The sequence below is a fragment of the Salipiger sp. ABF4_146 genome (assembly GCF_056161345.1).
Genome location: NZ_JBSWYX010000006.1, coordinates 242,319 through 263,651, shown reverse-complemented (window position 1 = coordinate 263,651; position 21,333 = coordinate 242,319). Strand labels below are relative to the sequence as shown.

Below are 21,333 nucleotides of genomic sequence, written 5' to 3'. Positions count from 1 at the left end.
TCATATGAGGCGCTGGACGTAGAGCGCCTTTGTCGTGTCGTACCAAGTGCGTGAGAACTCGACCGCCTCGCTGCCCTGCGCCCAGGACAGGCGCTCGATGTACGCGGTGGTGGTGCCGGGGTGCAGCGGAAAGGCCTCGGGCGCCCAATCCGGCACCTGCCCGATGCCCACGCGGTCCTCGGCGCGGGTGATCCAAAGCTGCAGGGCGCGCTTGTAGGTGAGGTAAAGCGAATCCTGCACCATCTCGCGCGGCACCTTTCCGGCGCCGCCGTCGAGCCAGATTTCCTCGACGGCGATGATCACATCGTCGAGGTAGCGCAGGCGGCGGAAGCGCGTGCCGTGGTCAGATGTGCCATATTTGGGTTGCTGGGGGTCCTTGCGAACATAGTCGGCCGAAAGGATGTCGGCAGTGGGCAGGCCGCCGCCGCCCTGCGCCAGTTCAAGCCGGAACATGGAGTAGACCGAATCGACCTCGCCGCCGGCGCGGATGTAGTTGCCAGACCCTTGAAGGCGCTCCAGAAGGCCCTTTTTTTCCAGCTCCAGAAGGGCCTTGCGGAGCGTTCTTACAGTCGTGCCATGGGCTTTGGCGAACTCGCGTTCGGGCGGCAGCTTTTGCCCGTCGACCAGCCGACCGGCGGCGATATCGCGGATCACCAGCTCGCTGATCTGCATGTAGATCGGCAGCGCATCGGGCCTGTGAGCCGAATTCCTGTTTTTTTCCTGCATGTTTCCGCCTCCCCTTGCGGATGCCGCGCGCGAAAAAATTGATACACCATTGATCTACATCAAAGACGCGGGTAGTGAAAGGGAAAGTTCGGAGGTTTTCAGGGAGGAAAACATGACGGTCGTACCCGTTACATCCGCCGATCTCGACGCCGTCGAGGTGGCCTGGTTCTCGGCGCTCTGCTCGGATGACTACCAGTTCCTCGGGGTGCCAGACGGCGATCTGCGCTCGTCTTGGGATCATTGCTCGGAGATTGTGAAGACCGCCGAGGCGCAGGGCTTTGGCAACATCCTGTGCCCCTCGTCCTATCAGGTCGGGCAGGACACGCTGAGCTTCGTGGCGGGCTGTGCGCCGATCACCGAGAGCATCAACCTGCTGGCCGCCGTGCGCTGCGGCGAGATGCAGCCGATCATGCTGGCGCGCACCATCGCGACGCTCGATCACATGCTGCAGGGGCGGCTGACGGTGAACATCATCTCGTCCGACTTCCCCGGCGAGAAGGCGGAAAGCCAGTACCGCTACCAGCGCTCGCGCGAGGTGGTCGAAATTCTCAAGCAGGCGTGGAACCGCGACGAGATCAACTACGAGGGCGAGGTCTATAACTTCACCGGCCTCACCACCGATCCCGCCAAACCCTATCAGCAGGGCGGGCCGATGCTCTACTTCGGCGGCTACTCGCCGGCCGCGCTCGACCTCTGCGGCCAGCATTGCGACGTCTACCTGATGTGGCCCGAAAAGACCGAGGACATCGCAGACCGGATGAAGGCCGCCAATGCCGCCGCCGAACAGTACGGCCGGACGCTGGACTACGGCTTCCGCAGCCACGTTATCGTCCGCGACACCGAGGCCGAGGCCAAAGAATACGCGCGCTACATCGCCAGCAAGCTCGATGACGAACTGGGGCAGGCGATCCGCGAGCGGGCTCTGGACGCCGGCAGCCTCGGCGTCAGCCATCAGGCGCGCAACCGCGATCTGGCCGACCTTGAGGGCTACATCGAGCCGAACCTCTGGACCGGCATCGGCCGGGCGCGCTCGGGATGCGGCGCGGCCATCGTCGGCTCGACCGATCAGGTGCTCAGCAAGCTCGAGGAGTTGCAGAAGATGGGCATCCGCGCCTTCGTGCTCTCGGGCTACCCGCACGTCGAGGAGGCCGAGCATTTCGGCTCGCGCGTGCTGCCGCAGCTCAAGACCTGCCAGTTGAACCAGGCCTGGGGCCGGGTTCCGCAAAACCTTCCGCAGACGCCTCTTGGCGCAGGAGATCGCCGCTGATGGACACCCTCAACGACTTCACTCTCGACCGCGTGACCATGACCGAGGGTCTCAGCTTCTCGCGGCTGGTCTACGGCATGTGGCGCATCGGCGACGACGCCGACACCTCGGCGGCTCACGTGCGCGCCAAGATCGACGCCTGCCTCGCGCAAGGCATCACCACGCTGGACCAGGCCGACATCTACGGCGATTACACCGCCGAGGCGGTGCTGGGGCAGGCGTTCAAGGCGGACCCGGCGCTGCGCCAGAAGGTCGAACTGGTCACCAAATGCGACATCGTCGCGCCCTGCGGCAAATACGCGGACGTGGCCTGCAAACACTACGACACCTCGAAGGCACATCTTGAGGCGTCGGTCGAGAACTCGCTGCGCGATCTCGGCACCGACTACATCGATCTGCTGCTGATCCACCGTCCCGATCCGCTGATGGACCACGAAGAGACCGGCGCGGCGCTCGACGCTTTGGTGAAGGCGGGCAAGATCCGCGCCGCGGGCGTGTCGAACTTCCGGCCGTGGGACGTCGAGTTGCTGCAGAGCGCGATGCAGAGCCCGCTGGTCACCAATCAGATCGAGATCTCGCTGGCGAGGGTCGACCCGTTCACCGATGGCGATCTGGCGTTCCACCAGCGCCGCCGCGATCCGGTTATGGCCTGGTCGCCTCTGGGCGGCGGTAGCCTGATGACCGGCGAGAGCGATCTGGCCCGCCGCATGGACGCGATGGCCGCCGAGTTCGGCGTGGACCGTGCCGCCGTCGCCATCGCCTTTTTGCTGCGCCACCCCGCGACGATCCTGCCGGTGCTGGGCACCAACTCGCTGGAGCGCATCGCGAAGATCTCGGATGCGCGCAAGGTCGCGCTGAGCCGGGTACAATGGTTCCAACTCTACGAGGCGGCACTGGGCCGCGAGGTGGCCTGATGCAGATGGCGCAGCCCCACAGTTTCGTGCCCGATCCGGGCAACGGTCGGGCGCTGCGCGATGCTTTCGGGCTGTTCGCCACGGGGGTGACCATCGTCACCGCCTGCGGCCCCGAGGGCTGCGCCGCGATCACCGCCAACAGTTTCTCGTCGGTTTCGATGGATCCGCCGCTGGTGCTCTGGTCGCCGGCGCGCAGTTCCAGCCGCTTCGACCTGTTCGCCGGTGCCGAGCACTACGCGATCCATGTGCTTGAAGCGGGCCAGCAGGATCTGGCTTGGGCGGTGGCCAAGGATGGCGCGGCGCTGGCCGGGGCCGGGCTGGCGCAGACCGCCGAGGGCGTGCCGGTGCTGGAGCGCTGCCTTGCGCGCTTCGACTGCCGCCGTCACGCGGTGCACGACGCCGGCGATCACGCGATCGTCGTGGGCGAGGTCTTGCGCGCCACCATGCAACAAGGTGATCCGCTGGCCTTCTTTGGCGGGCGGGTCGCGCGGCTCGATATCAACTGACGGCACGCCGCCGCCTTGGAGGAGGGCGCGGCATGACGGGGAGGAGAGAATGGTGCTACTCGACGGGCTGATCAGGCCACTGTCCTGGGTCAACGATCACGTGCTGAAGCTGGGGCGCGGCATCGGGGTCGTGGCCATCGGCGTAATGGTTGCGGTCACGATGGTGCAGGTGTTCTGCCGCTACGTGCTGGGCAATGCGCTGCCGTGGCCGGACGAGGCGGCGCGCTTTTGTATGCTGTGGATGACCGGGCTGATGGCGCCGACCGCCTTCCGCCGTGGCGGTTTCGTCGCGATCGACATACTGCCCTCGATGCTGCCGCGCCGTGCGGCCAGCCTTCTCAATCTCCTGCTGCTGGCGATCAGCCTCATGGTTCTGGCCTTAGCGCTGCAGATCGGCTGGAAAGAGGTCTCCGGGCTTGGCGGGCGTTTCGCCTCGGCTTCGCTCTACGTGCCGATCGCATTCGATCTCAGCGAATGGCACCGGGTGCCGCGCAGCTGGATGATGGCCTCGATCCTCGTCGGCATGGGCTTGCTGGTGCTGGTCAACATCGAGCTGATCCTGCGCAACCTCGCCGAGCTTTGCTCGGTTCGCGACCTGCCCACGATCCCGCAGGCCAACACGCAAGGGGCCGAATGACATGCTGATCTGGTTTCTTCCGCTGTTCCTTGTGTTCCTGATGATCGGCCTGCCGGTGTTCTTTGGTCTTCTGGCTGCACCCGGCATCCTGCTGTTCCTGAACGGGCAGGAGCGCGATCTGACGCTGCTCTATCGCAATCTCTACAACGGCATGGACAGCTTCCCGCTGATGGCGATCCCGTTCTTCATGCTGGCGGGCGAGATCATGAACCGCGGCGGTATCACCCATCGCCTCGTCGAGTTCAGCCAAGCCTTCATGGGCCACCTTCGCGGCGGTCTGGCACATGTGAACGTGATGTCCTCGATGCTCTTTGCCGGGCTCTCGGGCTCGGCGGTGGCGGACACCTCGGCGCTCGGCTCGATGCTGATCCCGGCGATGGAGAAACAGGGCTACACCCGCCGTTTCGCCGCCGCGATCACCGCCGCAAGCTCGGTGATCGGGCCGATCATCCCGCCCTCGGGCATCATGATCATCTATGCCTACGTCATGGGCGAGAGCGTCGCGGCACTGTTCCTTGCCGGGCTGGTGCCGGGCGCGATGGTGGGGATCGGGCTGATGCTGCTGATCAAGGTCTTGGCCAACCGCTATGACTTCCCCGTGGCGTCCCGCAAATACAGCTGGGGCGAGCGGGGCGAGGCGAGCCTGAAGGCGTTTTTCCCGCTGCTGACGCCGGTGATCATTTTGGGCGGTATTCTGGCGGGGGTCTTTACGCCCACGGAAGCGGCTGCGGTGGCGGTGTTCTACGCGCTCTTCATCAGCCTTTTCGTGCTGAAGACCCTGCGCTTTGCCGAACTGCCCGACGTGCTGGGCCGCGCCGGTCTGACCTCGGCGGTGGTGCTTCTGCTGGTCGGCGCGGCGATGGCGTTCAAGACCGTGGTTTCGCTGTCACATGCGCCGCAACAGATGGCCGACTTCATCCTGACGCTGACCGAGAACCCGTTGCTGCTGCTGTTCCTGATCAACCTGCTGCTGTTCGCGGTGGGCATGTTCCTCGACGCGGGGCCGGCGATCATCATCTTGGGGCCGATCCTTGGCCCGGTGTTCACCGGCATGGGCATCGACTCGGTGCATTTCGCCATCATCATGTGCGTGAACCTGACCGTCGGGCTGGCCACGCCGCCTATGGGGCTGGTGCTCTTCGTCGCCTCTGCCGTCTCGGGCGAGCGGGTGACGACCATCGCCCGCGCCATCCTGCCATTCCTCGCGGTCGAGATCGCGGTGATCTTCCTGATCACCTATTTCCCCGCGATTTCCATGACGATCCCGCGGCTGACCGGGTTCGCAAACTAGAAAAATCCAGAGCTATCAGGGAGGATACCATGCTCAGGAAGACAAAGACGCTGGCGGCGACGCTGGCCATGACGGTGGCGCTTGCCATCCCGGCGATGGCGCAGGACTACACGATCCGTGCCGTCGCCAACTCCAATGAGAACGACGAAGACTACGATGGTCTGGAGGTCTTCAAGTCCTACGTCGAGAGCGCCTCGAACGGGGCCATCGCGGTCGAGATCTATATGGGCACGCAGCTCTGTTCCAATGGCGCGGAATGCCTGCAGGGCGTCGCCGACGGGTCGATCGACGTCTATATCTCGACCTCGGGTGGCGCGGCTGGCCTCTTCCCCTACGTGCAGGTGCTGGATCTGCCCTACGTCATGCAAGATGACCGAGTGGCCGAGCGGGTGCTGTCTGGCGAGTTTACCCGCACCATGCGATCGATGGCGCTGGAGGATTCCGGCGGGATGATCCGCCTGATGACCATCGGCAACACCGGTGGCTGGCGCAACTTTGCCAACACGCAAAAGCGCGTGCAGACGCCCGCTGACCTCGAGGGCATGAAGATCCGCACCGTGGTCGCCGATCTGCCGCAGGAACTGGTGCGCGCCGTCGGCGCCGCGCCGACGCCGATCCCGTGGCCCGAGCTCTTCACCTCGCTGCAGACCGGCGTGGTCGAAGGCACCAAGAACGGCATCACCGACATCATGTCGATGAAGTTCCCAGAGGCCGGGTTGCAGTACGTCACGCTTGACGGGCACGCCTACATGGGCGCGCTGTGGTGGATGTCGAACGAGACCTTCATGGCGCTGCCCGAAGATATGCGCCGCGTGGTGGTCGATGGGTTCTATCAGTTGCAGCAGGCGACCTTCGCTTCGCCGAAGCGCAAGTCGATCCCGGCCTATCAGGACTTCGTCGAAGGCGGCGGTGATCTCTACGTGCCGACGCCAGAAGAGAAGCAGGCCTTCGCCGACGCCGCTCAGCCGGTCTATGAGTGGTTCACCGCCAATGTCGAAGGCGGCGAAGAGATTTTCACCGCCATGCAGAGCGCGGTGCAGTCTGCGACCGACGAACTTGACGCCGAGCGCGCGAGCGACATCGAGTAAATCCTAGCGGGCGCGTGTCTTTAAGGGGCGCGCCCGGTTCGGCCGGGCCTTCGGGCCCGGCCCAATACGATCTTAAAAGATACCGAGGACAGGACATGAGCGCCCTTACCGCCACCCTTTCGGACCCCCGCCGCATGGTTGCCCGCGCAAAGATCCTCGCTCCGGGCACGGCGCTGGCGATCGTTCTGGCGATGGCGGCGCAGTTCTTGTCGAACCACTACGGCGCGCCGGTGATGCTGATGGCGATCCTGCTGGGCATTCCGTTCCATTTCCTGTCCGAACACGAGAACACCGGTCCCGGCATAACCTTCGCCGCCAAAGGGCTGCTGCGCATCGGCGTGGCGCTGCTTGGCCTGCGGGTCTCGCTCGACATGGTGCGGCAGATCGGCTGGGGCTTTGTCTTGGTCATTGCGCTGTGCATCGCGGCGGTGATCCTCGGTTCGATCCTCGTTGCGCGCCTTGTGGGCAAGGACCGCGCCTTCGGCTTTCTGACCGGCGGGTCTGTGGCGATCTGCGGCGCCTCGGCGGCGATGGCGATCTCGTCGATCCTGCCGCAACGCGAGACCGCCGAGCGCGACCTGTCGTTCACCGTGATCTCTGTCACCGCCTTTTCGACGCTGGCGATGATCGTCTATCCGATCTTCGCCGAAGCCTTGGGGCTCGACCAGCACCTGACCGGCCTCTTTCTCGGCGGCACGATCCATGACGTCGCGCAGGTGGTGGGGGCGGGCTACTCGGTTTCCGACGAGACCGGGGACATTGCCACTGTGGTGAAGCTGATCCGGGTCACCATGCTGGCGCCGGTGGTGTTGATCGGGGCGCTTGCCCTGCGCAGGCACGCGCCGGCGAGCGAAGCGCGCCCGCCGTTGCTGCCCGCCTTCGTCGCTGCCTTCCTCGTGCTGGCGGCGCTGAATTCCTTCCACCTTGTGCCAGAGGCGGTGACTGCCCCCGCCTCGACGCTGTCGCGCGCCCTGCTGGTGACCGCAGTGGCGGCCGTGGGCATGAAGACCTCGCTGGCCAAGCTCGCCGATGTCGGGGGCACCGCCATCGCAATGCTGGCGGTGCAGTCAGCCGTGCTGGCCGCGCTGGTCTTGGCCCCGCTCTTGATGGGGCTGGTCTGAGCCGTGGCTGTCGCTCCGGCGCCGTCTTGGGGGCGGGCATTCCGGCCACCGCGAAGGCGTGGGCGTTGGAGCCAGGGCAGGCAGGGCCTCAGCGCTTGCGGTCAGCTTTCCGAGGCGACGAAGAGGTCGGGCAGCAGCGGCTCGGAGGGGTCGACGGCATAGCCCGAGAAATCCGCGACGCCCTGCGCGCGCAGGACCTCCTCGTCGATGAAGAAATTGCCGCTGCAGGACCTCGCGGGACGGGTCAGGATCGCATGGGCGGCATCGGCAACGATCTGTGGCGTCCGGCAGTTCTTTGACTGGACCGCGCCGCCAAGCATGGCAAGCGCCGCGGTGTCGATGACAGTGCGGGGCCAGAGCGCGTTGGCGGCGATGCCGAAGCTGCGGAACTCCTCGGCCCAGCCGAGCACGCACAGGCTCATCCCCATCTTCGAGATCGTGTAGGCCACATGCGGGCCGTACCAGGCCGGATCGAGCGAGGGCGGCGGCGAGAGCGTCAGCACATGCGGGTTCGCGGCGTTCTTCAGCGCCGGCAGGCAGGCGCGGGTGACCGCGAAGGTGCCGCGCATGTTGACCTGCATCATCAGGTCGAACCGTTTCATCTCGGTGTCGGGGGTGGGCGTCAGGGAGATCGCGCTGGCGTTGTTGACCACGATGTCGATGCCGCCGAAATGATCCTCGGCCTTGCGCGCGGCCTCGGCCACCGCCGCGTCGTCGCGGATGTCGAGCTGCAGCGGCAGGGCGCGCCCGCCGTGCGCCTCGACCTCCGCCGCGGCCTCCTCGATGGTGCCGGGCAGGCGGGGATGCGGCGTGACCGTCTTGGCCGCCAGCACCACGTTGGCGCCGTCACGCGCGGCGCGCAGCGCGATGGCCCGGCCGATGCCGCGGCTGCCGCCGCTGATGAAGAGTGTCTTGCCGCTCAAGGTGTCCATTTCGCTCACTCCCTTTCGCCCCGTCTCTCAATGGAGGTCATTCTTGCGCCGCTCGGCCCATCAGGCAAAGCCGTGCTGCCGATTTCCTGCGCGCTGCCCGGTGACCGCTGCGCAGGGTCTGAGTGAGACGCGGGAAGGGGGGCCGTCGTCCCTTCCCGCGGTCGGCTCTCCGCTCAGAAAGCCGCCTCGTCCAGCGCCATAAGGCTCTGGCTGCCGGCCATGATCTGGGACAGCAACGCGCCGGTCTGAGGCAGCACCCGTTCCATGTAGAACCGCGCCGTCACCTGCTTGGCGGCATAGAAGCCGTCGGCATCGCCGGTTTCCCGGCTCTTGGTCATCGCGGTCTCGGCCATTCGGGCCCAGAGATAACCAAGCGCCGTCAGGCCGAACAGCCGCATATAGTCTGTCGCCGCCGCCCCGGCCTCGTCCGGGTTGGCAAGCCCCCTCTGGGCAACGGTGCCGGTTGCGGTCTGCAAGCGGCCGAAGGCCTTGGCGAGCGGCGCGATGTAGGGTGCCATCTCGGGGTTCTCGGCGTGGCCTTCGATGTACTCCGCCACCGGGTGGAAGAACCGCCGCAGGTACCGCCCGCCGTTTGCTCCCAGCTTGCGCCCAACGAGGTCGAGCGCCTGAATGCCGTTGGTGCCCTCGTAGATCTGCGTAATGCGGGCATCGCGGACGTATTGCTCCATGCCGTGCTCGCGGATGTAGCCATGCCCGCCCAGCACCTGCATCCCGAGGTTGGCATTCTCGAAGCCGAGGTCGGTGAACAGTGCCTTCACGATCGGCGTCATCAGTGCCACGAAATCCTCGGAGGCCTTGCGCACCTCCGGCTCGGGGTGATGGGTGGATTTGTCGAGTTCCTTGGCCACCCAGACCGCCATCGCCCGGCAACCCTCGGTCGTGGCGCGCTGCAGCAGCAGCATCCGGCGCACGTCAGGATGCACGATGATCGGATCGGCGGGCTTGTCGGGGGCCTTGGTGCCGGTGAGCGAGCGGCCCTGCAGGCGCTCGCGGGCATAGGCGACGGAGCCCTGATAGGCGGCCTCGGCCAGTCCCAGCCCCTGACCGCCCACGGCGAGCCGTTCGTTGTTCATCATGGTGAACATCGCCTGCAGGCCCTTGTGCGGCGCGCCGACGAGCCAGCCCTGCGCGCCGTCGAAGTTCATCACGCAGGTCGACGAGGCCTTGATCCCCATCTTATGCTCGATGCCGGAGCACATCACGCCGTTGCGCTGTCCCGGGGTGCCCTCGGGGGTGGGCAAGAACTTCGGCACAAGAAAGAGGCTGATCCCGCGCGAGCCCTTGGGGGCACCCGGCAGCCGCGCCAGCACGAGGTGGATGATGTTCTCGGTCAGGTCATGCTCGCCGGCGGAGATGAAGATCTTGGTGCCGGTGATGCGGAAGCTGCCATCCTCCTGCGGCTCGGCCTTGGTGCGCAGAAGCCCCAGATCGGTGCCGCAATGCGGCTCGGTCAGGCACATGGTGCCCGACCATGTGCCATCGACCAGCTTTGGCAGGTAGGCCTGCTTCAGTTCGTCCGGGCCGTGGCTGTGCAGCGCCAGATAGGCGCCGTGCGACAGGCCGGGATACATGCCGAACGACAGGTTCGCCGAGCAGATCATCTCGGTCACCAGCACGTCGGCGGCAGCGGGCAGACCCTGCCCGCCATAGGCCGGGTCGCAAGTGATCGCCGTCCAGCCGCCCTCGCGGAACTGGCGGTAGGCCTCGGGGAAGCCGGCGGGGGTGCGGACGATGCCGTTTTCGAGTTGGCAGCCTTCCTCGTCGCCGGAACGGTTGATCGGCTGCAGCACCTCGGCGCAGATCTTGCCGGCCTCTTCGAGGATCGGGTCGATCAGGTCGGCGGTGAACTCCTCGAACCCCGGCAGATCCGCCAGATCTTCGCAGCCCAGCAGCTCGTGGTAGACAAAGCGCATGTCGCGCAGGGGGGGCGTGTAATTGGCCATCGTCGTGACCTCCCTGTTCTTTGCGGCCCAAGGCCGGGGTTCAGTTGCGCAGCGGCTTGCCGGTCATCAGCATGGTCTCGATACGGTCGAGCGTGCCGGGCCGCCTGACCAGCGTGAAGAACCGGTCCCGCTCGAGTTTCAGCAGGTCCGCTTCGGTGAGGGTGTCGATGGGATCCGTGTCGCCGCCCGACAGCACTTCGGCCAGCGCGCCCGAGACGATCTCGTCGTAGGGCGTGGCCTTGCCCATCTTGCGGAATTGCTGCACCGCCATCTCCATCGCGACGAGGCCGGACGGGCCGGGCAGCGTGTAGTCCCGCGGCTCGGGCGGCGCGTAGCCCTCGACCATCGCCAGCGCGCGGGCCTTGGCATCGGCCAGCAGCCGGGCGCGGTTCATGGTGATGCCGTCCTCGGGGCGCAGGAACAGCAGCTCCTTGGCCTCGGCGGCGGATTTCGCCACGGTCGCGGTGCTGAGGATCTCGAAGACCTTCGAGGGCACCGGCATCGGCCCCTTCGGCAGACGCCCGAAGCGCTGCCAGCGGTGCAGCATCTCTGTGCAGCCGCCCCAGCCGGGGATCAGCCCCACGCCGACCTCGACAAGGCCGATGTAGCTTTCGGCATGGGCCTGAACCGCATCGCAATGCAGCAGCACCTCGCAGCCACCGCCAAGCGCCATCCCCGAGGGTGCGCCGATGACGGGGAAGGGGGCGTTGCGCATGTTCTGGAAGGTCTGCTGCCCAAAGGACACCAAGCCCTCGATCTGGTCCCACGCCGCGATGTTGGCGGCAAAGAAGGCAAGGCCGAGATTGGCGCCGACCGAGAAGTTGGTGCCCTCATTATGGATCACCAGCGCCTTATACTCGGCCTCCACCAGCTTCAGCGTCTTCGCCAAAAGCGCCATGATCTGGTCGTCCATCGAGTTCATCTTGGAGGTGAACTCGAAGCACAGTACGCCGTCGCCAATGTCCCAGACCGCGGCGGAGCCGTTCTTCAGCACCGGACCCGCGCCGCGCTTGATGTCGGAAAGCAGCAGCACACCCTCGGGGCGCGTCACCGGATGATATGCGCCGTCGAGGCCCAACTGTTCGAGCTTGCCCTCTTCGACGCGGTAGAAGCTGCGGCCACGGGCCAGATCAAGGATCGGCGGCACCGCCTCGCCCTCGGCCTCGAACCGCTCGGCCAGCCAATCGGGGCCGATCTTGTCCATCAGCGCGAAGGGGCCCTCTTTCCAGCCGTAGCCAAGGCACATGGCCTCGTCGATGTCGGCAATGCTGTCGGCCACCTCGCCGGCGAGCCCGGCGGCGTAGCGCAGCGTCGCGCCCATCACCGCGGCGGCATACCGTCCCTCGTCGCTGTCATGCGCCATGAGCGCGCGCGGACTGCGCCCGGCCTCGTCCATCGCGTCGGACCGGGGTTTGCGGGCGGTGGCGTAGCGTCCGCTCGAAAGGTCGACCGCCTCTTTCACCTTGTTGCCGCCCTCGCGGTTCAAGCGGTAGAAGCCGCCCTTGCCCTTGCGGCCCGTGTAGCCCTCGGAGATCATCTTCTGCACGATCGGCAGCGGACGGTTGGCGGTGTGGAATGCGTCACTCTGCGGCAGCGCGGCGGCGAGGCTCGCATTCACATGCGGCATGAGGTCGAGACCCACCAAATCCAGCAGCCCGAAGACGCCGGTCTTGGGAATGCCGAAGGGCTTGCCGATCAGCGCGTCGGCCTGCTCTACCGGGATGCCGCGCTCGGCCGCCTCGATCACCGCTGTCTGCAGCCAGTAGACGCCAAGCCGGTTGCCAATGAAGCTCGGTGTGTCCTTCGCCCGGATCACCGTCTTGCCGAGCCGCCGATCGGCGAACGCGGTGATCACCTCGGCGGCCTCCGCGCGGGTGGCCGATCCGGTGACCAATTCCATCAGCCGCATATAGCGGGGCGGGTTGAAGAAATGCGTGATCAGGAAGTCCTGCGCAAAGCGCTCGGGCAAGCCGCCGACCAGCGTCGCCAGCGGAATGGTCGAGGTGTTGGACGACACGATGCTGCCGGGCTTCCGCGCGCCCTCGATCTTGCGATAAAGGGCCTGCTTGATGTCGAGGCGCTCGATCACCGCCTCGACGATCCAGTCGGCCTCGGCGAGACGCGCCAGGTCGTCTTCGAGGTTGCCGGTTTCGATCAGGCGCGCCGCCTTGCGGCCCATGAGGGGCGCGGGATCGGCCTTCTGCATCCGCGCCACGGCAGCCTCGGCCAGCGCGTTCCGGTTCGCCGCGCCCTCGGGCACGATGTCGAGCAACAGCACCTTGGTGCCGGAGTTGGCGACGTGGGCGGCAATCGCCGCGCCCATGACGCCGGCGCCGATGACGGCGACTTTTTCGATACCGGCCATCATGCGGCCTCCAGGATGGTGGCGATGCCCTGACCGCCGCCGATGCACTGCGTGGCCAGAGCATAGCGGCCACCCTCGCGCTTCAGCAGGCTCGCCGCTTTGCCAACGATCCGCGCGCCGGTGGCACCGAGCGGATGGCCGAGCGCGATGGCGCCGCCATCGAGGTTGACCCGCGCCGGATCGAGGTCGAGATCGCGGATGCAGGCAATGGACTGGCTGGCGAAGGCCTCGTTGAGTTCGATGACGTCAAGATCCCCGGCGGACAGCTGGGCGCGCTGCAGTGCCGCGCGCGTGGCGGCAACCGGACCGATGCCCATCACATCGGGCGCGCAGCCCTTCACGGCAACGGATTTCACATAGGCCAGCACCGGCAGCCCGGCCTTCTGGGCATAGGTTTCGGAGCAGACGAGGACCGCCGCGCAACCATCGGTCAGCGGCGAGGAGGTCCCCGCGGTCACCACGCCCTCGGCATCGAAGGCAGGCTTGAGATCGGCCAGACCCTCCAGCGTGGTTTCCGGTCGCAGGCAGCCGTCGGTCTCGACCACGCCGTCACGCCCGGCAATGGGCACGATCTCATCGGCAAACAGACCCTTCTGCTGGGCCGCGGCGGCCTTCTCTTGCGAGCGCAGGGCAAACTCTTCCTGCTCGGCACGCGAGATCTGCCAGCGACGTGCGACGTTCTCGGCGGTCTCGCCCATGCCCATGTAGGCCTCGGGATGGCTGCGGGCGAAGTCTGGATGGGGCATCGGGTTGAAGCCCATCATTGGCACCCGGCTCATGTTCTCGACGCCGGCACAGACGAAGGCGTCTCCGGCCCCCATGGCGATCGACCCTGCGGCAACATGGACCGAGGTCATCGACGAGCCGCAGAAGCGGTTGATCGTGGCGGCGCCCACCGACTGCGGCAGCCCGCTCATCAGCCCGACAAGGCGGGCAAGGTTCAGGCCCTGCTCTCCTTCGGGGAAGGCGCAGCCAAGAAGCAGATCCTCAATCGCGTCCGGATCGATTTCCGAACGGTCGACCAGCGCGCGGACAACCTGTGCGGTCAGACCATCGGGCCGGACCTTGGCCAAAGCGCCCTTGCGGGCAAGGGTGAAAGGCGAGCGCATGTAGCCCGCGACGACGATGCGTGTCATCGGTAACTCTCCAGAGTTGCATGAGGAATGTGGTGTGCCCAACCCCTGCGGGTTTCGCGGGCGTTCAGGAATTCCGCGCGGCAGCCTTTTCGTGGCGCTCTAGCGCGTCGAGCGACATTTGCTCGATCTCGCGCAGTTCCTTGAGCGTCACACGCAGCGTCTCTAGCTGTTCGTCGAGGTCTTGGATGCGTTGACGGACCTTGCACAGCAGTGCATCTATCTGCTCGCGCTGGGTCGGATCTGCGTCGTAGAGATCGAGATATTCGCGGATATCTTTCAGCGTAAAGCCAAGCCGCTTGCCGCGCAGGATCAGGATCAGCCGACCGCGATCCCGGGCGGTGTAAATCCGATTGGTGCCAACCCGCTGCGGCAGCACGAGGCCCTGTTCCTCGTAGAAGCGGATGGTGCGCGGCGTTACGCCAAGGTCTTTGGACAGTTCCGAGATCGAGTAGAGCTTGTCCATTTGAAACCTGTCGCAGCAAACGGTTGGGCAAAAGCACTGCACGCAACCCACCATGGTGTGTACCATCGAGGACCGAGCCTTGGGTAGGACTTTCCGAGCGCGTCATGCCGTTTACGTTGTTCATGATGCCACCGCGCCCCCAGATTGGGCGGTTTCGGCGCGCAGACGCTCGGTTTCGATAAGCTCCTTCTTCGAAAGCTTGCCAACAAGCGTCTTGGGCAGGCTCTGACAGATCTCGATCTGCTTGGGCATCTCGATTGGCGAGAGATATTCCTTGAGGAAGCCGTGGAGTTCGTCGTCTGCCGCGTCGAGCGGCGTCTTCAGCACGACGAAGGCCTTGGGCGCGCTGCCGCGATACTCGTCCGGCACGCCGATCACCACCGCCTCGGCCACCGCCGGATGCTGGTAGAGCGCTTCCTCGATGGCGCGAGGATAGACGTTGTAGCCGCTGCAGAGGATCATGTCTTTGATGCGGTCGACGATGAAGTAAAAGCCATCTTCATCGAAATACCCCACATCTCCGGTGCGGAGCGCGCCTTCGATGAACGTATCGCGCGTGGCCTCGGGCCTGTTCCAATAGCCCGGCATGACCTGCGGGCCACGCACGCAAAGCTCGCCCTTCTCATGCGGTCCGCAGATACGGGTTGGATCGTCAAGATCGCGGATTTCCACCTGCGTGTCCGCCAGCGGCTTGCCGATGGACCCATCGCGCGCGCTGCCGTCAAACGGGTTGCAGCAGACCACCGGCGAGCTTTCGGAGAGGCCATAGCCTTCGCTGAGGCGACAACCGCTCAGCGTTTCGAACCTGCGACGCACTTCGCCGGGCAGCGGGGCGCCCCCCGAGATGCAGCAGCGTAGCGAGGATAGGGTTGCAGAGCGTTCTTCCAGAGCATGGTTGATCGCGGTGTAGATGGTCGGCACGCCGGGAAACAGCGTCGGTCGCTCGCGCTCGATCACCTTGATCGTGTCGTTGATGTCGAAGCGTGGCACCAGAATGATCTCGGCAGCGATGCGCACGGCGAGGTTCATCGCCACCGTCATGCCGAAGACATGGAAAAGCGGCAGCACTGCAAGCACGCGCTCCTCGCCAATCTTGGGGTCCGGGAGTCGCTGATAGATCTGCTCGGCATTGGCAACGATATTGGCGTGGGTGAGCATCGCGCCCTTCGACAGACCCGTTGTCCCGCCGGTATATTGCAGCGTTGCCAGATCGGTCTCGGGGGTGATCGGCGCCGGGCGGCTCAGCGGGCGCATACTGCGGATCAGCTGCCGGAACGGGATGTGCCGGTCATCCTTGGGCACCCGCGCGAGGTCCCGGCGCTTCAACAGCGGAAACAACAGTCCCTTGAGCCGCGGCAGCATCTCGGCCATCGGGCAGATGACCAACCGCGTCAGCGACCCGCGCCCCAACTGCGCCGCCACTTTGGGGTAGATTGCGGCCAGATCGGTGGTAACCATGAGCGTGACGCCAGAGTCCTCGACCTGATGCTGCAACTCCCGTGGCGCGTAGAGCGGGTTGAAGTTCACCACCGTCCCGCCGGCCTTCAGCACCGCGAAATAGCAGATGACGAACGCCGGCACGTTCGGCAGGCAAAGCCCGACGCGGACACCGTTGGTGACGCCCTGTTCGCGAAAGCCCGCTGCGGCGCGGTCGACGAGCGTTCCAAGTTCGCGATAGCTGTAGCGGCGCCCGAGAAAATGCATGGCAGGACGGTCGCCATGCAAACGAACGGACTCGTCAAGCAGGGCGGGGATAGACCGGGCATAGTCGCCGGTATGCGTCTTGGCGTGCAAAGAGAAAGCAGGCGCGTCATCTGCCTTTGCGTTCGGCATCAGGTCGGTAGGCGCGATGGCATTTGGACACATGAGCATAGGCTCCGGGTACAGGGCGGCGGGTCCGGCGCTTTCGAAGCGCGGACTGCTGGGCATGCCTTGGGCGTCAAGACACGTCTCGTTCTTGTAGGTCGGCTGGCGCCTCCCGAGCCCCACACCGCGCCTATGGAGCGCGTGCGCGGGGCCCGGCGGTAGCTCAGAACCGGTAGGTCAGACTGGCACTCAGGATATCGGCATGGCCTTCATATCTGCCGTCAAGCGTTCCGACGTCCGTCGTTTCCTCGATATCTGCGTCGTCGAAGAAGATATGCGTGTAGCCGACGTTTATCACCCGATCAGGGGCGAACTCATAGCTATAGCCCAGCGATGCCCAGTAGCGGTCGGCATCCGGGATGCGGGCGGTCCTGTGCGTATCCGGCACCGGGCTCTGATCGAAGGCGACGCCAAAATGGATCGTATGGTTCTCGCGCGGCTTGTAATCGGCGCCCAAGGAGACGAACCAGGAATCGTGCCATTTTTCATCGGTGACGCTGTCGGGCCGGCCATCATCGAACTTCACGCGCAGTTCTTCGAAGGTCGACCAGTTGGTCCACGACACGTCTCCCATAACCGCCCATTGTGGATTGATCTCATGATAGCCGCCGATGGACACGATATCGGGCATCGTGACGTCGGCTTCGGCATCCGAACTGTTCAGCACCGGAACCATGCCCGCGACCGCATCGGGAACGCCGGAAATCTTGGCCGTGCCTTCAAGCGTGTATTTCGCTTGGGAGCGGTAGCTGAGACCCACCCGCGTCGAGGGCGAAACCTCGTAGAGCATTCCGAGCGTAAGGCCGTAGCCCCACCCGTCGCCAGTCAGTTCCGACTTCCCGTCGCCAAGACCGAGCGTGGTCAGATTGAGCGCGTTGGACAGGGTCGCTTCGGCATGGCCGATCTGAATGCCGGCCCCGAGCGATAGCCGGTCGGTGGCCTGCCACGCGATGCTCGGCGTCAGAACGAGGTTCTGAATCTCGCTGTCGATCGCGAAATATCGGCCCTTCCAGTCGTCGTCATACTTGGTGGACAGGCCGAAGGGCACGGTCAGTGAAAGACCCGCCTTGAGGGTCGGGCTGATGTCGAAAAGGCCGTAAAACGCCGGAACGAGCGTACCTTCGCCCGCGTTGCCGCCGCTGCCGCCGGAGTACTGCAAGCTGCCGACCCCGGCATCTCCCGAGAACCGGATCGTCGGCGCGACATAGTTCAGATCGGCCTGAGCCTGCGTCCCGGGGATACGCATCATCCCGGCGGGGTTGGTGTAGATGGTCGAAAGGTCCGTCGCCTTGGCGGTCGATCCGGAAAAGGCCGACCCCACGCCTTCGGCGCTCATTTCACGTAATTGGAACCCGGCAGCATGTGCCCGATCGCTCCATGGCAGTAACGCACATAGCGCTCCCGCCGCCACAATAGCGGAATGCTTCACGCATTCAGACATTGATCGCTCCTCCCTAAAAACGATCGGATTTCTGAAGTCCGTAGCCTTTGGTATCGGCGCATTACGAATGCGTCAACAGGTTTACGTTAACGACACCCTAGGTCACTTTGCGATGAGGGTCTTGTGGCCCTGCAGTCTTCGTGCGCACGAAGAACGGACTTCTGCGGCCATGTCGCGACGAGGTTCGGCGAGCGCATCATGTCACGAGGCTCCAAGCGTCAGACCGCCAAGACCCAACTCCGCATCGCGATCACGAGCCGCAGGTCGGCGCTCGGCAGGGCCGCAACCGTCGTCGTCGCCAGAAGCCAAAGGGAAACGGGAAGCGTCAGTCTGGAAGCCGATTATTGCAACGCACTCGGGAAACGCGCCCAGTTAGGACATGGTCCCACTGCGGGCGCTTGGTCCGAATGCAGCCAAACACCCGAGACATTGAACATGCGGGACCGCGCATTGTGGTCGGTCAATCAGCCCCATGAGCCAGAGCGGAGAGAACACGCGAAGCCTCTCCGATCTCGGCGCGGTAAAGTGTCGATGGAAGGTTGAGGCGGCTGTGCAGCCGCCTCCTGCGTCACGCATCACTCGGGCGCTTCGACCAGAATTTTCACGTGGGATTTTTCGGCCACCAGCGCCTCGAACCCCTCGCTGACGATATCGTCGATGGAGATCCGCTGGGTCACCAGCTTGTCGGCGCTGAAATAGCCCTGTGTCATCAGTTCCATGACCGCCGGATAGACATTGCGATAGGCGATGGTGCCTTGCAACTGGCGTTCCTTGAGGACCGCCGTGTTGGGATGGAACGACGCCTCGCCCTCCCAGATCGAGACGATCAGCGTCTGACCTTCGTGCCGGGTGGCGTCGATGCATTGCGGCAGCACCTGCGGCACGCCGGTGACCTCGAACGCCACATGCACGCCGCCCGTGGCCGCGCGGATCGCCGCGACGGCGTCGTCTGACATCGGGTCGATCGCGCTGGTTGCGCCGAGTTCCAGTGCCTTTTGCCGCCGGACTTCGGACGGTTCGACCACGTGAATTTGCGCCGCGCCGGCGACGCGCAGGGCCTCGACCACCAGCAGCCCGATCGGCCCGGCGCCAAAGACCGCTGCCGTGTCGCCCGCCTTGATTTTCGACAGGCGCACCGCGTGCAGCGCAACGGCAGCGGGCTCGACCAGCGCGCCCTGTTCCATCGACAGACCGTCCGGCATCTTGTGCACCATGCGGGCCGGGATCACCGAATGCGCGGCGAATCCGCCATGGCCGCCGGAGAGACCCACAAAGCCCAGCGACTCGCACAGGTTGTACTTGCCTTCGAGGCAGGCGGGGCAGGTGCCGCAGGCGAAGATCGGTTCGATCGCGACGCGATCGCCCGTCGCCAGCCCGCTGACCCCCGCGCCCAGTTCGGTCACCACGCCGCAGTATTCGTGCCCCATGGTGATCGGCGCTTGATCATGGCTCAGCGGATGGTCTTCCCCCACCGGCACAAAAATCGGCCCGGCCAGATACTCGTGCAGGTCGCTGCCGCAGATGCCGGTCCAAGCGACCTTGACCTTCACCTCGCCGGGGCCCGGCGACGGCTCGGGCACATCCTCGACACGGATATCTTTTACACCATGCCAACGTGCTGCTTTCATTTGTCTTTCTCCGATACTTGATAGGGATATGCGCCCGGCACGGGAGGCGGCCGGGCGCGAGATGCATCACGACAGGTGATGCACCTCCTGCAGGCCGTAGACGGGGGTGTCCAAACCCTCCATCCGGGCCTTCAGCTGCAGGGCGAGGTAAAGCGAGTAGTGCCGCGACTGGTGCAGATTGCCGCCGTGGAACCACAGGTTCTGCTGCTGCGTCGGCTTCCACATATTGCGCTGCTCGCCTTCCCAGGGGCCGGGATCCTTGGTGGTGTCCGATCCGAGCCCCCAGACCTTGCCGACCTTGTCAGCGACCTCTTGGCTGATCAGGTCGGCGGCCCAGCCGTTCATCGAGCCGTAGCCGGTGGCCATGACCACCAGATCGGCTTCGAGCCGCGTGCCGTCGGACAGCACCACCGCGGTTTCGTCGAAATGGTCGACTTGCCCCTTCACCAGCTTGACCTCGCCGTCGATGATCAACTGGCTGGCGCCGACGTCAATATAGTAGCCCGACCCCCGGCGCAGGTATTTCATGAACAGCCCCGAGCCGTCGTCGCCCCAGTCGAGATCGAAGCCCGCCTTCTCCAGCCCGGCATAGAACTCGGCATCGCGCTCACGCATCTGGTCGTAAAGCGGGATCTGGAATTCATGCATGATCTTGTAGGGCAGCGAGGCAAAGATCATGTCGGCCTTTTCGGTGGTCACGCCATTGGCCAGCGCCTCTTCCGAGTAGAGCGCGCCGAGGCCGATCTCCATCAGGCTGTCCGAGCGCACGATATGGGTCGACGATCGCTGCACCATGGTGACGTCGGCCTCGGCTTCCCAGAGCGCGGCGCAGATGTCATGCGCCGAGTTGTTGGATCCCACGACAACCACTTTCTTGCCGCTCCAAGCATCCGGCCCCTCGTGCTGTGAGGAGTGCTGGATGGTGCCCTTGAAGCTGTCCATGCCCGGAAATTGCGGCAGGTTCGGCTTGCCCGACATGCCGGTGGCCAGCACCAGTTGCGTCGGCTGCAGCACCACCTTCTCGCCGTCGCGGTCAACCTCCACCGTCCATGTGCCCGAGGCCTCGTCGAACTGCGCCGTCTCGACGGTCGAGCGGGTCCAGTAGTTGATCTCCATCACCTTGGTGTACATCTCGAGCCAGTCGCCGACCTTGTCCTTGGGGGTGAACACCGGCCAGTTGTCGGGAAACTTGATGTAGGGCAGGTGGTCGTACCAGATCGGATCATGCAGGCAGAGCGACTTGTACCGGCTGCGCCACTGGTCGCCGGGACGGTCGTGCTTGTCGAGCACGATGGTCGGCACGCCGAGCTGCCGCAGCCGCGCGCCGAGGGCAATCCCGCCCTGACCGCCGCCGACGATCACCGTATAGGGCTGGGTGTCGTAGCCGAGCGAGGCCTCCTCCGCCTCGCGCCGCTCCTTCCAACTGGTGCGGTTTTTCTGCGCGCCATGCTCGGCGCCCATGGGCCGACGCTGGCCGCGGTTCTCTTCGAACCCCTTGAGCTCCTGAAGCGCTGTGAGCAGCGTCCAGATCCGGTCGTCCTTGATCCGCATCAGGCCCCAGCCGCGTCCGGCGGCGGTTTCGAAGGTGAGCCACGCGGTGATCACCTCGCCCTCTTCGGTCGGCACTTCGCCCTGCTGAATCTGAAAGCTGCCGGGGCGGGTCTGTGCCAACTGCTGTTCGAGCATGTCGCTCACCCCTGCGGGGCCCTCCACCGTCTTCAGGTTCCAGCTGACCGAGACCAGATCGCGCCAGTAGCTGTCGGTCGCGAACAGATCGGCTGCCGCGGCGGTATCGCCCTCCTCCAGAGCGGCGTTGAGCCGGTCGAGCACCTCCTGCGTGCGGCTCACTGCGGTTGAATCGAGCATCGCGTCTCCTCCTCTGCGCGTTGTTCTGCGCAGAGTATCGAGGGAGGACGCCGCCGCGATCCATCGCGGCCTGTCTCTGATTGCCTGAAAAATGGGCGCTGCGCCGCGGCATGTTGCGCGCG

Annotated in this window: 17 protein-coding genes; 7 read left to right on the top strand and 10 right to left on the bottom strand. The window is 65.2% G+C overall.

Annotation, left to right across the window (positions count from 1 at the left end; genetic code table 11):
* Positions 1-726, bottom strand: a complete 726-nt coding sequence (locus ACXAJT_RS11170; RefSeq protein ID WP_475235285.1) for a GntR family transcriptional regulator — start codon at positions 724-726, stop codon at positions 1-3.
* A 112-nt stretch (positions 727-838) separates the two neighbouring features.
* Here ACXAJT_RS11170 and ACXAJT_RS11165 point away from each other — a divergent pair, with 112 nt between their 5' ends.
* The 7 genes from ACXAJT_RS11165 to ACXAJT_RS11135 all read left to right on the top strand — a co-directional run bounded on the left by ACXAJT_RS11165 (position 839) and on the right by ACXAJT_RS11135 (position 7,550).
* On the top strand, positions 839-1,993 hold the full coding sequence (locus ACXAJT_RS11165) for an LLM class flavin-dependent oxidoreductase (RefSeq protein WP_475235283.1): 1,155 nt from the start codon (positions 839-841) through the stop codon (positions 1,991-1,993).
* A complete protein-coding gene (locus ACXAJT_RS11160; protein WP_475235281.1) occupies positions 1,993-2,907 on the top strand; it encodes an aldo/keto reductase in 915 nt (304 codons plus the stop codon). The genes ACXAJT_RS11165 and ACXAJT_RS11160 overlap by 1 nt, the downstream gene beginning before the upstream one ends.
* A gap of 5 nt (positions 2,908-2,912) precedes the next feature.
* Complete coding sequence (locus ACXAJT_RS11155; RefSeq protein ID WP_475235279.1) at positions 2,913-3,413, top strand: flavin reductase family protein; 501 nt, start codon at positions 2,913-2,915, stop codon at positions 3,411-3,413.
* Positions 3,414-3,462: 49 nt separating this feature from the next.
* Positions 3,463-4,050, top strand: a complete 588-nt coding sequence (locus tag ACXAJT_RS11150; protein WP_475235277.1) for a TRAP transporter small permease — start codon at positions 3,463-3,465, stop codon at positions 4,048-4,050.
* Between the two features lies 1 nt (position 4,051).
* Positions 4,052-5,341, top strand: coding sequence for a TRAP transporter large permease (locus ACXAJT_RS11145; protein WP_475235275.1), 1,290 nt, complete (start codon positions 4,052-4,054; stop codon positions 5,339-5,341).
* A gap of 29 nt (positions 5,342-5,370) precedes the next feature.
* Positions 5,371-6,429, top strand: coding sequence for a TRAP transporter substrate-binding protein (locus ACXAJT_RS11140; RefSeq protein WP_475235273.1), 1,059 nt, complete (start codon positions 5,371-5,373; stop codon positions 6,427-6,429).
* A gap of 95 nt (positions 6,430-6,524) precedes the next feature.
* On the top strand, positions 6,525-7,550 hold the full coding sequence (locus tag ACXAJT_RS11135) for a YeiH family protein (RefSeq protein ID WP_475235272.1): 1,026 nt from the start codon (positions 6,525-6,527) through the stop codon (positions 7,548-7,550).
* A gap of 101 nt (positions 7,551-7,651) precedes the next feature.
* On the opposite strand, the gene ACXAJT_RS11130 is transcribed toward ACXAJT_RS11135, so the two are convergent.
* From ACXAJT_RS11130 to ACXAJT_RS11090, 9 genes are all read right to left on the bottom strand, one after another.
* Positions 7,652-8,482, bottom strand: coding sequence for an SDR family oxidoreductase (locus tag ACXAJT_RS11130; RefSeq protein ID WP_475235270.1), 831 nt, complete (start codon positions 8,480-8,482; stop codon positions 7,652-7,654).
* Positions 8,483-8,655: 173 nt separating this feature from the next.
* Positions 8,656-10,446 (bottom strand): acyl-CoA dehydrogenase C-terminal domain-containing protein, encoded by a 1,791-nt coding sequence (locus ACXAJT_RS11125; RefSeq protein WP_475235268.1) that lies wholly within the window; start codon positions 10,444-10,446, stop codon positions 8,656-8,658.
* A 40-nt stretch (positions 10,447-10,486) separates the two neighbouring features.
* Positions 10,487-12,811, bottom strand: a complete 2,325-nt coding sequence (locus ACXAJT_RS11120; protein WP_475235267.1) for a 3-hydroxyacyl-CoA dehydrogenase NAD-binding domain-containing protein — start codon at positions 12,809-12,811, stop codon at positions 10,487-10,489.
* The gene (locus tag ACXAJT_RS11115) at positions 12,811-13,947 is read right to left on the bottom strand and encodes a thiolase family protein (protein WP_475235265.1); all 1,137 of its coding nucleotides are present in this window, start codon (positions 13,945-13,947) and stop codon (positions 12,811-12,813) included. Before ACXAJT_RS11115 ends, ACXAJT_RS11120 begins: the two co-directional genes overlap by 1 nt.
* A gap of 64 nt (positions 13,948-14,011) precedes the next feature.
* Positions 14,012-14,410, bottom strand: a complete 399-nt coding sequence (locus tag ACXAJT_RS11110) for a MerR family transcriptional regulator (RefSeq protein ID WP_475235263.1) — start codon at positions 14,408-14,410, stop codon at positions 14,012-14,014.
* Between the two features lie 120 nt (positions 14,411-14,530).
* The gene (locus ACXAJT_RS11105) at positions 14,531-16,204 is read right to left on the bottom strand and encodes a long-chain-fatty-acid--CoA ligase (RefSeq protein WP_475235359.1); all 1,674 of its coding nucleotides are present in this window, start codon (positions 16,202-16,204) and stop codon (positions 14,531-14,533) included.
* A gap of 235 nt (positions 16,205-16,439) precedes the next feature.
* The gene (locus tag ACXAJT_RS11100) at positions 16,440-17,717 is read right to left on the bottom strand and encodes an OmpP1/FadL family transporter (protein WP_475235262.1); all 1,278 of its coding nucleotides are present in this window, start codon (positions 17,715-17,717) and stop codon (positions 16,440-16,442) included.
* A 575-nt stretch (positions 17,718-18,292) separates the two neighbouring features.
* The gene (locus ACXAJT_RS11095) at positions 18,293-19,345 is read right to left on the bottom strand and encodes a 2,3-butanediol dehydrogenase (protein ID WP_475235260.1); all 1,053 of its coding nucleotides are present in this window, start codon (positions 19,343-19,345) and stop codon (positions 18,293-18,295) included.
* Positions 19,346-19,411: 66 nt separating this feature from the next.
* Positions 19,412-21,211: an NAD(P)/FAD-dependent oxidoreductase gene (locus ACXAJT_RS11090; RefSeq protein ID WP_475235259.1), complete on the bottom strand. Its 1,800-nt coding sequence runs from the start codon at positions 21,209-21,211 to the stop codon at positions 19,412-19,414.
* Positions 21,212-21,333: the final 122 nt, after the last annotated feature.